General features: G+C 63.8%; 12 protein-coding genes. 6 read left to right on the top strand and 6 right to left on the bottom strand.

The genetic code is table 11. The features are described from left to right. The first annotated feature begins 15 nt into the window (after positions 1–15). Genes OCQ_RS08670 through OCQ_RS08660 form a run of 3 tightly spaced genes read left to right on the top strand, consistent with a single transcriptional unit; the run spans position 16 to position 2,379 of the window. Positions 16–828, top strand: coding sequence for a sugar phosphate isomerase/epimerase family protein (locus OCQ_RS08670; protein ID WP_009976120.1), 813 nt, complete (start codon positions 16–18; stop codon positions 826–828). 58 nt (positions 829–886) lie between these two features. Further along, positions 887–1,372, top strand: coding sequence for a VOC family protein (locus OCQ_RS08665; RefSeq protein WP_009976118.1), 486 nt, complete (start codon positions 887–889; stop codon positions 1,370–1,372). Further along, positions 1,369–2,379 (top strand): zinc-dependent alcohol dehydrogenase, encoded by a 1,011-nt coding sequence (locus OCQ_RS08660; protein WP_014384317.1) that lies wholly within the window; start codon positions 1,369–1,371, stop codon positions 2,377–2,379. The genes OCQ_RS08665 and OCQ_RS08660 overlap by 4 nt, the downstream gene beginning before the upstream one ends. 345 nt (positions 2,380–2,724) lie before the next feature. On the opposite strand, the gene OCQ_RS08655 is transcribed toward OCQ_RS08660, so the two are convergent. From OCQ_RS08655 to OCQ_RS08645, 3 genes are all read right to left on the bottom strand, one after another. Next, positions 2,725–3,957, bottom strand: a complete 1,233-nt coding sequence (locus OCQ_RS08655) for a cytochrome P450 (protein WP_009976113.1) — start codon at positions 3,955–3,957, stop codon at positions 2,725–2,727. Then, positions 3,954–5,186 carry a CaiB/BaiF CoA transferase family protein gene (locus OCQ_RS08650; protein ID WP_014379739.1) on the bottom strand — a complete coding sequence of 411 codons (1,233 nt, stop codon included), beginning with the start codon at positions 5,184–5,186 and terminating at the stop codon, positions 3,954–3,956. Before OCQ_RS08650 ends, OCQ_RS08655 begins: the two co-directional genes overlap by 4 nt. Before the next feature lie 134 nt (positions 5,187–5,320). Continuing rightward, positions 5,321–5,797, bottom strand: a complete 477-nt coding sequence (locus OCQ_RS08645) for a nuclear transport factor 2 family protein (protein WP_009976111.1) — start codon at positions 5,795–5,797, stop codon at positions 5,321–5,323. 168 nt (positions 5,798–5,965) lie between these two features. Between OCQ_RS08645 and OCQ_RS08640 the strand changes: the two genes are divergently transcribed. After that, the gene (locus OCQ_RS08640; RefSeq protein WP_009956520.1) at positions 5,966–7,585 is read left to right on the top strand and encodes a class I adenylate-forming enzyme family protein; all 1,620 of its coding nucleotides are present in this window, start codon (positions 5,966–5,968) and stop codon (positions 7,583–7,585) included. Here OCQ_RS08640 and OCQ_RS08635 read toward each other — a convergent pair. Further along, the gene (locus OCQ_RS08635; protein ID WP_009976109.1) at positions 7,575–8,009 is read right to left on the bottom strand and encodes a VOC family protein; all 435 of its coding nucleotides are present in this window, start codon (positions 8,007–8,009) and stop codon (positions 7,575–7,577) included. The genes OCQ_RS08640 and OCQ_RS08635 overlap by 11 nt on opposite strands. Before the next feature lie 110 nt (positions 8,010–8,119). Between OCQ_RS08635 and OCQ_RS08630 the strand changes: the two genes are divergently transcribed. Then, on the top strand, positions 8,120–8,908 hold the full coding sequence (locus tag OCQ_RS08630; RefSeq protein WP_009976108.1) for an SDR family NAD(P)-dependent oxidoreductase: 789 nt from the start codon (positions 8,120–8,122) through the stop codon (positions 8,906–8,908). A gap of 76 nt (positions 8,909–8,984) precedes the next feature. After that, positions 8,985–10,025, top strand: coding sequence for an NAD(P)H-dependent amine dehydrogenase family protein (locus OCQ_RS08625; protein WP_009956524.1), 1,041 nt, complete (start codon positions 8,985–8,987; stop codon positions 10,023–10,025). 145 nt (positions 10,026–10,170) lie between these two features. Here OCQ_RS08625 and OCQ_RS08620 read toward each other — a convergent pair whose 3' ends face one another. Both OCQ_RS08620 and OCQ_RS08615 read right to left on the bottom strand, forming a co-directional pair. Then, entirely contained in the window at positions 10,171–10,881 is a 711-nt protein-coding gene (locus tag OCQ_RS08620; RefSeq protein ID WP_009976107.1) for an alpha/beta fold hydrolase, read from the bottom strand. After that, positions 10,878–11,801, bottom strand: a complete 924-nt coding sequence (locus tag OCQ_RS08615) for a dihydrodipicolinate reductase (RefSeq protein WP_014379733.1) — start codon at positions 11,799–11,801, stop codon at positions 10,878–10,880. The genes OCQ_RS08620 and OCQ_RS08615 overlap by 4 nt, the downstream gene beginning before the upstream one ends. Positions 11,802–11,821: the final 20 nt, after the last annotated feature.

Below are 11,821 nucleotides of genomic sequence, written 5' to 3'. Positions count from 1 at the left end.
CGATCGGAGTACACCATGGACCGGCTGGGCATCGAATTCCTGAGCATCTTCGGCATGCCGCCACTCGAATTCATCTCTCTCACTGCGGAGTTGGGCTGCCACTACATCTCCACGGCGCTGTACGGGGTGCCGCTGCCCGAATTGGGTTACCCGACGTATTCGCTCAAGGACGACACACGTCTGCGGCGCGAGGTGATCGCCGCCCTGGCCGATACCGGTGTGAAAATCTCGTTGGGCGAGGGACTGCTGATCCTGCCCGAACGCGACTCCGCCAGTCTGGCAGCCGATCTCGACCTGATGGCCGAGCTCGGCGCCCAGAAGGTCAATGTCGTGAGCTTCGAACCCGATCTACGCCGAAGCTGCGACGAGTTCGCCGCGATCACCGAGATGGCTGCCCAGCGTGGAATGAGTACAGTCACGGAGGTCGTGCCGGGCTTCACCATCGGTGACCTCCGCACGGGCATGACGGTGGTCGAGTACGTCGACCGGCCCGAATTCCGCCTGCTGATCGACACCATGCACATCGCCCGGTTGGGCACGCGACCCGCAGACCTCGCAGAAATTCCGGCGGCCTGCATCGGATACATCCAGCTGTCCGATACCACTATGACCAGCCGATTCGACGACTACAACTTCGAGGCCATGAACGAGCGACTGGTCCCCGGCGCCGGTGAGGTGCCCCTCAAGGAGTACCTGGCCGAGCTCCCCAGGGACGTCGTCGTCGGCCTGGAGATGCCGCAACGCGAGGCGGCCCTCGCCGGTACCGGGGCAGCCGAGCGACTGCGTCCCGGCATCGAAGCGGCGCGGCAACTACTCGCGTCCATCTGAACGCCGTCCCACAACGCGCACGAAGAAAGGCAATGAAAATGGAAGAAGGGCAACGAGAATGAAGGCAGACGATCTGTACCACTGCGGACTCGTCGTCGAAGACTTCGACGCCGAGATGGCTTTCCTCACCGACGTAGTCGGTCACCGGTGGACTCAGGCTTTCGAGGTGGACCAGACGGTCGAACTCGACGGCCGGGTCGACACCATCCCCCTACGGCTGGCGTTCTCACTGACCGAACCACGACTGGAACTCGTCCAGGCCGTTCCCAACACCCTGTGGACCCCTTCGACCTCGGGCCTACACCACCTCGGATACTGGTCCGACGACATCGATGACGACATCGCGGCGCTGCGAGCAAATCACTTTGCTGTCGAGGGGCGGGGTCTAACCCCCGAAGGCGAAACGCTCTGGGCGTACTGCAAAGGACTGATCGGTCCCCGGATCGAACTCGTCAACCGCGTGATGCAGCCCGTAATGGAGAGCTTCTTCGCCATGGGGGCGGCCGATCCTGCGCGCGTTGACGGCGATCGGCCGATGCCATGAAGCAAGCGACAGTCATTGCCGTCGGCGAGACGGGGTTACTCGATGTTCCGAAGCCGCAAACCGGACCGAACGACGTCCTGTTGCGAATGCGTGCCTGCGGCGTGTGTGGGTCCGACGGGATTTACATATCCATGGGCGGGGTCCCACCGATGCAGGGTCGCATGCCTCTGGGCCACGAACCCGCCGGTGAAGTCGTCGAGGTGGGCGCGGACGTCGTAGGGATCCAGGTCGGCGATCACGTGGTCGTCAACCCGATGAGCGCCCCGAGCGGCATCATCGGAAACGGCGGCACCACAGGGGCGTTGGCACCGTACCTACTCATCGAGAACGCGGCGCGGGGACGCAGTCTCGAGGTCATACCCGACCACATACCGTGGGAGGTCGCAGCGCTCAACGAGCCCATGGCCGTCGCCCTGCACGGCGCCAATCGCTGCAACCCTCGAACCGGAGACAAGGTCGTCGTCTTCGGCGCCGGACCGGTGGGCCTCGGGGCAATACTGGCGTTCAAATCGCTCGGCGTGGGCCACGTGGTCGTGGTCGACCCAATTTCGGGCCGTCTCGAAAAGGCGCTGCAGGTCGGCGCCAACGCCGTGATAGATCCCACCGAGGAGGACGTCGTCACCCGGCTCTTGGAACTGCACGGCGAGGGCGAGTCGATGTTCGGCGGTCGGGTCGGGACTGATGTCTACCTCGACGCTGCTGGCGCGAACGCCGTCGTCGACACCGTCCTGTCGGCGGCGAAGCGGGACGCGCGATTGACCATCGTGGGCGTCCACAAGGAACCCGTGTCCGTGGAGCTGCTCAACGTGATGGGCAACGAAATCGAGATCGTCGGATCCTGTGGATACCCGGACGAAATCTTCGAGGTGACAAAGGATCTGGTGGCCAACTGGCAGAAGTACGCCGTCATCATCAGCCACACAATTCCGTTCGATGACGTCGAGGAGGCACTGCGGCTGGCGGCCACCCCCGGCGCCGCGGACAAGGTCGTCGTGACGTTCCCCTGACGTCGCGCACGATCATCTTTGGGATTCGATCGCGTTTAGCGTCGGATCGCAGCGGCCGGCCCTGGGCCTCCGTCGACTGTGTGCTGTCAGCTCGACTCCAGCCCATTCACGCTCGCCGACCCCGGCTCTTGTTGCACGATTCGAGTTCTCGGGCGAGCTGATGCTTGTTCAACTTTCACGCGTCGGTGCGCGGGAGGCACCGCGTGAATGAAATCGACCGAGGCACTTGTATCTCGCCAGCCGCGCGTACAGCCACGCCAGCAATTCTCCGGCGATCACGTCGCCGGCGTCGGCGAGGTCGGCCAATTCGATCACCGCCTGGCCAATGTCGGCGTCCGCAACACTTCATCTAATTCTGCGCACGGGGACATTGGACCACCCGCAAACATTGGACATTGCCACCCGCCGCAACCCGCTGCGATCGACTTCGTACTCGGGGAGGAGATCGAGCAGCGCGCCTAGGGCGATGCGGCTCTCCATCCTCGCCAACGCGGCCCCCAAACAACTGTGTATGCCGTAGCCAAAGGCGAGATTGAAGCCCATTTTGCGCTCCCTGTCGATGTCCAATCGGTCAGGATCAGGGAACATCCGCTCATCGCGCGTCGCTGAACCCGTGACGAGCAGGACGGCGCTACCCTCGGGAATTGTCTTGCCGTGCAACGTCACATCGCGGGTAGCGGTGCGGACCTGGTACTGTGACGGCGCTTCGTAGCGCAGCAACTCTTCGATCGCGGCCGGAATCTTGCTACGGTCCTTCTGCAACTTCTGCCACTGGTCGGGAAAGTCGGCGAAGGCGACCATGGCATTGCCGATGAGCTTGGTGACGGTCTCCGCGCCCGCTCCCCCGAGCATGGTCGCGAAGCCGGTGATATCCACATCGGTGAGCTTCTCGACCTGCCCGTCTCGCTCGATCTCGGTCTCGATGAGCCGGCTGATCATGTCGTCGCAGGGTTCGGCACGGCGCTTCTGCACCAGGTTGTAGTAATAGATCCCCGTCTTCGTCGAGGCCTCGAAACCCTCTGCGGTGGTGGCGATCTCACCGGGGCGCCGTTCAAGCAGCAGATCGAGCCAGAGACGAATCTGGTCGCGGTCCTGCTTCGGCACTCCCAGCATGGTGGTGATGACCTCGTTCGGAAACAGGGCCGAGAAGTCGGCTACCACGTCGAAGGAGGACGGGTCGAGCGCATGAATGCGCTCGTAGACCTTCTCGCGCACCATGTCTTCCAGCGCGGCGATGGCGCGGGGGGTGAACACGTTGCTCACCAGCCGGCGCATCTTCTGATGTTCGGGCGGGTCCATCGAGATGATCACTTTGGGCACCGGCAGCGCATCGTCGTGCGCCTGCACCATGTCCAGCGTGGCGCCCTTGGCAGACGAGAAGGTTTCGTAGTCTTTGGTAGCGGGCGCCACGTCGTCGTAACGGGTCAAGGCCCAGAAGTCCCACTTTGCGTTGTAATAAACGGGAGCCTCGTCGCGCAGCCGACGGTACGTGTCGAACGCTCCATTGAAGAAGTCGTCCGAGAACGGGTCGAAATCAACAGGATTCTCAGAAGCGATCTGCGATGGCGTTGCACTCATAGGATCGCCCCGGTTTCCTTGTAGGTCGCGATGGTGTCCCAGTCCAAGCCTGCCTCCATCAAGACCTCTTCGGTGTGCTGGCCGTGTTCGGGTGCGCCCGGCGGGACAACGGCCCGTTCGTCGAACTGGACGGGGTTTGTGGGCAACGAGTATGGCGAGCCGTTCATCGTGGCGGTGTTCGCGACATAGCCGTTGGCGGTCACCGCCGGGTCATCACAGAGTTCTCCGGGGGTTTGGACAACCCCCCAGGCGCCAGAGAGTTCGGCCAGCTGTTCGCGCCATTGCGCGAGTGTGCGTTTTGCGAACACCTCGTCCATGAGCGAGATGAGTTCCGTGCGGTTGGCGAAACGTGCTGCGGGACTGGCAAACCGCTCATCCTCGACCAATTCGGGCAGGCCGATGGCGCGCATCGCTTCCGGGTAGAACTTGTCGAGTTGCAGCATCATCAGCTGGACGTAGCGGTCGTCCTTGGTGCGGTAGGTCCCCACCAGAGGGTTGGGTGCGTCGGCGTGGCTGTACTTCGGGATCGAGCTGCCACCGTGAATCTGGCTCACCGCGACGTCGGGGCTGAGGTTCCACGCGGCCAGCCCGAGCAGGGAGACATCCACCACCGAACCCTGGCCGGTGGTCGCCTTCCTGTACAGAGCGGCCGCGATCCCGCCGGCGATCGCCATGCCCCCGAGGAGATCTCCGAAGGCGGGCCGCGACCGCACCAACTCGTCGCCGTCTTCGGTGAGCATGGCGGCGATGCCGCCGCGCGCCCAGTAGGAGACGCCGTCGTAGCCAGGCTTGTCCGAATCGGGACCCTTCGGGCCGTGGCCTGACCCGCGCACGTACACGATGCCGGGATTCGCTGCCCTGATGTCGTCGACGTCGATGCCCATCTTCTTGCGGCGAGTCGGCAGATAGCTGGTGAGGAATACGTCGCACGTGGCAGCGAGCTTACGGATGACGTCCTGGCCGCCGGGTGTGCTCAGATCGACGCCTATCGACTTCTTCCCCCGATTCGGTATCTCGATCATGTAGTTGACCGTGCCGCCGCCCTCGTCCACGATGCCCATCGTGACCAGGCCACGCTGTGGATCACCGCCCTCGCGGGGCTCGACCTTGATAACCTCGGCGCCCCACTCGGCGAGCACGGCGCCGGCCGACGGGACGAAGGTCCACGCCGCGACCTCCAACACGCGGACGCCGCTGAGCACTTTGTCGTCGGAAATGACGGCCTCCATTGGTCTCAGTGGTACGGGTGCGAGCGCACCGGCAGGCTTGCAACGGCGAAAACGCACGATTGCATTATGTGAGAATGTCAGTTTCGAACGGATTTGTAAACCGCGTCGGCGCGTGAGGCAACCGGCGCCGGAGGCTATGGGCGCGCCGATAACCGCTCGGGCAGCGCGGGATCTCCGTCGGCCCAGAAGGCCCGCCACGTCGGCATGCGCTGGGGCATGGCCGCACGCAACCGAACGTCGGTCGGCCAGCGCATGAATTCCGGACCCGGGCGCTCCGTCACGTCGACCGAGTACCAAGGATGCTCCCGCCGCTTGACGAAGCACCACTGGCCGCCGCGGCGCTCGTAGACGTCGTCGTAACGCATCGTGATCACAAACCACCCGTCGCCGTCCTCGTGTTCGGCGCGGCAATACACCGATCCGGTCGCGTGGTCAGGGTCGATGAAATCGAACTGGTGGCCGCAGATCAGGTGGATGCTGCGGTAGAACCGCCGAAGTACCCGGTCGTACCAACGCTTCAGCGCATCCCTGCCGTGGCCCTCCGCGCCGGCGTCGACGTCGTCGACGAACAACGCCACCAGCGCGTTGAGATCCCGGGCGTCGAGGGCCATCGCGTATCTACTGGGCAGCTGGCTGATCGCGAGACTCGATTCGACCCGGTCCAAACGATCGCCAGTGGACCGACGCCCCGCTTCTGCGGCCATGGCGGAATTGTAGGCCGAAAGCAACGAATGAGAACCTTTGTTCTCGTTTTCTGCAAAGGCTACTATCCTGCGCTCATGCCCTTCCCGAAGATCTTGCCCACGATTCCCGCTCTGGTGAGATCCTGCGCGGCACGTTTCGGGGACAAGCCGTTCCTCATCGCCGATGGTCAGGAATTGACCTATATCGACCTCGACCGGCGCTCGGCTGCGCTGGCGATCGCCCTGCTGGCGGAGGGTATAAGCAAGGGCGATCACGTCGGAATCTTGATGCCGAACAGCGTCGATTGGGCCCTGGCCTGGTTCGCCACCACACGCATCGGCGCGGTCGCGGTGCCGCTCAACACCTTTTACCAGGCGTCCGAACTCGCCTGGACCGCACGCCATGCCGACCTGCACGCGATCCTGACGTGGTCGCGGTTCCGCAATCACGACTTCCTCGCCCGCCTCCGGGAGGCGCTGCCGGGGCTGTCGGATCAGCGCGAGCCGGGCCGCATCGCCGTACCCAAAGCGCCGTTCCTGCGGACCGTTGCCGTGTGGGGGCCATCCGATCAGGCCTGGACGACAACGATCGACGGCGATGGCAACATGTCGGCCAGCGACACCGACTTCCTGGTCGATGTGGAACTGTGCGTAACGCCGGCCGACGACGCGACGATCATCTACACCTCGGGCAGTACCGGAGACCCGAAGGGTCCCGTCCACACCCACGGCGCGCTGGTGCGGCATACCTACAACCTCACGTTCACCTATGGGGTCACCCACGACGACGTGATGTTCACCGCCATGCCCTTCTTCTGGGTGGGAGGTCTGATCACCGGATTGCATGCCGTGATCCACCACGGCGCAACGCTGGTCACCCAGCCCGCGTTCGACGCGGCCGAGGCCCTGGAACTCATGGAGCGCCACCGGGCGACGATCACGCTGGGCTGGCCCCAGCAGGGCAAGACTCTGGCCGAGCATCCCGATTTTCCTGGACGCGATCTGAGCTCGGTGCAACGGACCAGCATGCCCGCGATGGTGCCGCCCGCGCGTCGACCCAAGGGACCTAACGCGCTGGGGATGACGGAACTGTGCGGCAACCACATTGGGGTCGACCCCTATGTGCCGCAGCCGCCCGAGCGGTCCGAAACCGGTGGCGTATCCATCGAAGGGCTGCACCATCTGATCGTCGACCCTGACACGGGGCGGCCGGTGCCCGTCGGCGCGCCGGGCGAAATCTGGGTTCGCGGATACTCGTTGATGCAACGCCTGCACAAACGTGAGCGCGAAGAGGTGTTCACTCCAGACGGCTACTACCGGACGGGCGACTGCGGCGTCGAGTACAACGACGGTTGGATCAGGTTCACCGGTCGGTTGGGCGATCTGATCAAGACGGGTGGCGGCACCAACATCACACCCAGCGAGGTCGAGCGGGCGCTGGCCGACTGCGACGGCGTGCTGGAGGCATACGTGGTGGGCGCCGAGAGCGAGGAGCACGGCACGGTGGTCGCGGCGGCGGTGGTACCGCGCGGCGACTCGGCGCTCGACGGCGAGTCCTTGCGGGCGCAACTGCGTGGCCGGTTGTCGGCGTACAAGGTTCCGAAGTTCATCTGGGTCACCGCGAAGCAAGAACTCCCTTTCACCGCGAGCGGAAAGGTCAAGAAGTCGGAGCTGGCGCAACAGCTCAGCGAACTGTTGGCGCACCCTAAGGGGTGACCGGCTGCCCGTCTGCCATATTCGTGGTCATCAGTGTCAACGGAATGCCGAACAACGGCTCCAGCTTGACTTCGGTCAGCTCGAAGCCGTCACCTTCGTGCCGCTGCCGGAAGTCGGACTTGACGCCGTATCGCGCCGCGATGTGTTCGCCAGCATCACAATCCGCGGTACGTATCACGACAGAGAACAGGCCGTCGCCGTTGCGGGACAAGAACTCCGCCGCGGTGCCCCCGTCCGTCGGTGCAGCCGCGGTGGGAGCGATGAGCTCGAAACCGCGGTCCCAGTCGAGTCGGATTTGCAGGCCGAGGTGCTCGAGCTCGAAAGCCTCGAACTGAAAGCCCAATGCGCTCAGGTACTCCGCAGCGCGGTCGAGCCGCTCGAGGCCGATCGCGAACACGACGTGGTGCAACTGTGGCTGCGGCATACGAACGACTCTACGACACCCTAAAGGGCGCTTTCCGATAACCGGAAATATTGATTCTCATTACGGTAGATTCGCCGCTGCGAACCCAAAACCCGTGCGGAGAGGCGCTCATGGCACTCGAACAATTCAAGCTGGACGGTCAGGTGGCGATAGTCACCGGCGCCGGACGCGGCGTCGGCGAAGGCATCGCCAAGGTACTCGCAGAAGCGGGCGCCACCATCGTTGGCACGGCACGAACTTCGTCCGAGGTGGAAGCGACGGTCAAGGATATCGAACTAGCCGGCGGTACAGGCCTCGCGCTCACTGCCGATGCACTCAAACGTTCGGACAGCGAACGCGTGGTGCAAACCGCCGTCGACAAGTTCGGCCGAATCGACATCCTTGTCAACAACGTTGGTTTCGCAACGTATGGCCCATTTCTGAGCCTCACCGACGACAACCTTCGGCAGACGTTCGACTACTGCGTCACTTCTGCCTTCATCATGAGCCAGCTCGCGGTGCCCCACATGTTGAAGGTGGGACGGGGCTCCATCGTAAACATCTCCTCCGGTGCAGGTCGATTCGGAATCCGTGGATTGTTGCCCTATTCCGTGGCCAAGGGCGGGCTCGAAGCTCTGACCCGAGCCATGGCGCAGGAGCTCGCCCCCAAGATCCGGGTAAATGCCATCGCCCTGGGCGCCTTTATGACGACCGGACTGCAGTCAAGCTTCGACCTCATGCCGGGCTCCGAGGAGAAGCTGAAGGAGCTGACGCCCCTGCATCGTATCGGCGACGTCGCGGACCTCGGCCGACTGACGCTATATCTGTCCACCCGCGATTGCTATGCCACCAATTCGACCTTCATCGTCGACGGTGGCCTCCAGGGGCCGAATTCGTCCCTGCCAATTCCCGACCTGTAGCGCAAAAGCACCCTACGAAGGAGCAATTGACGTGGTAGACCAAATCTTACGCGTCGCAGTCATATCCACCGGTGGAGTGGGCAGCATCGCCTTGCGCGCGATCAACCGCCGCGCACACCTCGACCTGGTCGGCGTATGGGTGCACAGTCCCGAGAAGGCGGGCCGCGACGCCGGTGAGGTAGTCGGGGTCGGCCCCATCGGCGTCACGACCACCGCCGATCTCGACGACATCATCAAGCTCAAGCCCGACTGCGTGGTGTATGCGGCCATGAGCGACGAAATGGATGCGGCCGCGGTGCGCGACTATCTCCGCATTTTGAGGGCCGGCATCAATGTGGTCACGACCAACACGCCCGGAATGATGTTTCCCGACCGGTGGATTCCCAACCTGGCCGATCAGGTGCGGGCCGCGGCGCTCGCCGGCGGCGCCACGATATACACGTCCGGTATCGAACCCGGCTTCGCCGGCGACCAGTTCGCCGTCATACTGTCCACCCTGTCTAACACGATCCGCTCGGTCCGTGCACAAGAGATCTTTGACTACTCGGCCTATCCCAACGAGTACCTGATGTTCGACGCCATGGGTTTCGGTCGCCCACTGGATTTCAAACCGATGCTCGAACTCGAGGGCGCACAGCAGTTCGCCTGGGGACCACCGATCGGTCTCGTCGCCCGCGCCCTCGACGTCGAACTCGACGAGATCACCGAACGCTACGAGCGCGTGATCACGCCACGCGACCTACACGTGGCGTGCGGCTTGATTCCGGCCGGCACCTGCGGAGCAGTGAGGGCCGAGACCACCGGGGTAGTCGCCGGCCATCCGGTGATCACCATCGAGCACATCAACCGCATGGCTCCCGACCTGGCGCCGCAGTGGGCGTCGGCGCCACACGGCACTTACCGCATCGTGATCGAGGGTGAACCGCACATCCACTGTGACCTTCGCTTCGGTACCGAAGGCACCGCGGCATCGGCGAATGACAACGCCATGGAGGCGACGGCCATGCGCGTTGTCAACGCCATCCCGTACGTCATCGATGCGGCTCCCGGCATCGCCACATCACTGGATCTGCCGATCACCGCGCCCCGCAACGCGCTGGATTTCGCGAGACGGTGAACATCGGACCGCGCCGTTACCCTCATCGACAATACGGCTTCACCAAGCAACTGCTGCCTACGCGGTGACGATGCCCGCGGACGTCGCGAACGCGGTTGCGTGGCTGGCATCAGATGAGTCGAAGTTTGTTACCGCAGCTGCAATTTCAGCTGACGTCGGGGTCGTCCAAGCTTAGCAGCACCGCACTCAGCTCGGCCGGACGGGCAAAGAACGGCGAGTGGCCGCCGTCCAATTCGACGACCCGTGCCCCGATCCTGCCGACCGCGTTGCGCCGAGCCCACGACTCCCCCACGGCGCGGTCGTCCCGCATGAGCACGTAGGTCGACGGCGTATCGGGCCAGCGGCTGATCGGGCAACGCTCCGTGAACACGGTGAACGCCTGGTGCCGTAGTTCGCTGAACGCATGACGTGCCATCGATTCCGGGCAATCATGGTAAAAGCCTTCCCGCACCGATTCCCAGGTAAGACCGAACGGTCCGGTACCTTGTTCTTGCGGCTCGGGAAATGTGATCGCATCGGGGTTGGCGGCCAGGTGTTCGACGAACGAGTGGCCCGGGACGGGCAGGAGGCCACCGACAAACACCATTCGGCGCACCGGGTACAGCGTGGCGATGACCGGTGCGCAAAGTCCCGAAATCGAGTGCGCGACAACGACAACGTCGTCGGATGCGCCGTCAGCTTCTCGCTCAATCGCAACGATCGCCACTTGCGCCCACTTCAGCGCCCCGGCCGAGTCGTCGTCGACTGGGAGATCAGGTGCGATCACGCGATGGCCTCGCCGCGCCAGCTCCGTGGTGACCGCATCCCAGCAGGAGCCGTAATGCAGCCCGCCGTGTAACAGCGCGAATAGGGTCACCGTCCGGTGCGGGAGAGTCGAGTAACGATCTCGGGTCCGGCCAGGGGCCATTCGATGACGCCAGGCGCTGCGGCCACCACGCGAGGAATGGCATTCACCGCGGCCATCGCGGTGGCCGTGATTCCCGGATTGACGTGATTTTCCTTGGACGGTTCGAGGTACAGTTCCAGGCTCATGCTGGGATTTCCTTCGACACGAAAGACCATTCCGCCCTGTTCCACGCGCGAGGGCTTCGGCCAGTGTTCGGGCCACGGTGTCGAACTCACCGTCGCGAAATATTGGACTGCCACTACTGGCCGGTCGTTGGCGACTCCGGAAAGCTGCCAGCGATGCCCGCAGATCGTTCCCGACGGCACCACGCCCACAGCAGTTGGTAGATCAACGGGAGCGAGCAGAGTCTCCCAGTCGAGTTCCACACGGTCGAGTTCGATCCCAAGTACGTCCGCAAGGTAACGCACGACCGCCTCCCAGTCGTGATTCACCTTGCCCGAAGCTATCCGGGCGGGTACGTGGCCATCCGGCTTGCCGAAACCCATTGACTCGTGCAACACATCCCAGATCGGATAGGACTTGTCCAAGTCCACCGCGTACTCGTCCATCCGATACGAATCGACGGTGCCCGCGCCGGCGAGCAGGGCGGTCGGAAGGTTGAGGCTTATGAATCCGGGTTCGCTACCCGTAGCGTAAAGGGTCGAATTGCCCTTCTTCGCGGCCGAATCGAGCGCGGTACGCCAGTGTTTCGGCGCAGCCGGCGGGTAGACCATCGGGATGGTCGAGATTGTAACGACGTTGATCCCTGATTCCAGCAGCGCGGCAATATCCGCGATCGCGTCCTCCTCCCGCCGCACCGCCGTCGCACAGTAGGACACACAATCGGGCTTTAGCGCAATGATTTCCGCCATGTCGTCGGTGGCCGTCACTCCCACGTCCGCCACCCCGC

The organism is Mycobacterium paraintracellulare, assembly GCF_000276825.1.
GTDB lineage: Bacteria > Actinomycetota > Actinomycetes > Mycobacteriales > Mycobacteriaceae > Mycobacterium > Mycobacterium intracellulare.
This window is presented reverse-complemented; position numbering and strand designations above follow the sequence as displayed.

What these genes read in the sequence shown, in the direction of transcription:
- OCQ_RS08635 (WP_009976109.1), bottom strand. Translation starts at nt 8,009, where the DNA reads ATGCCGCAGCCACAGTTGCACCACGTCGTGTTCGCGATCGGCCTCGAG.
- OCQ_RS08660 (WP_014384317.1), top strand. Translation starts at nt 1,369, where the DNA reads ATGAAGCAAGCGACAGTCATTGCCGTCGGCGAGACGGGGTTACTCGAT.
- OCQ_RS08670 (WP_009976120.1), top strand. Translation starts at nt 16, where the DNA reads ATGGACCGGCTGGGCATCGAATTCCTGAGCATCTTCGGCATGCCGCCA.
- OCQ_RS08665 (WP_009976118.1), top strand. Translation starts at nt 887, where the DNA reads ATGAAGGCAGACGATCTGTACCACTGCGGACTCGTCGTCGAAGACTTC.
- OCQ_RS08645 (WP_009976111.1), bottom strand. Translation starts at nt 5,797, where the DNA reads ATGGCCCTCGACGCCCGGGATCTCAACGCGCTGGTGGCGTTGTTCGTC.
- OCQ_RS08650 (WP_014379739.1), bottom strand. Translation starts at nt 5,186, where the DNA reads ATGGAGGCCGTCATTTCCGACGACAAAGTGCTCAGCGGCGTCCGCGTG.
- OCQ_RS08630 (WP_009976108.1), top strand. Translation starts at nt 8,120, where the DNA reads ATGGCACTCGAACAATTCAAGCTGGACGGTCAGGTGGCGATAGTCACC.
- OCQ_RS08655 (WP_009976113.1), bottom strand. Translation starts at nt 3,957, where the DNA reads ATGAGTGCAACGCCATCGCAGATCGCTTCTGAGAATCCTGTTGATTTC.
- OCQ_RS08640 (WP_009956520.1), top strand. Translation starts at nt 5,966, where the DNA reads ATGCCCTTCCCGAAGATCTTGCCCACGATTCCCGCTCTGGTGAGATCC.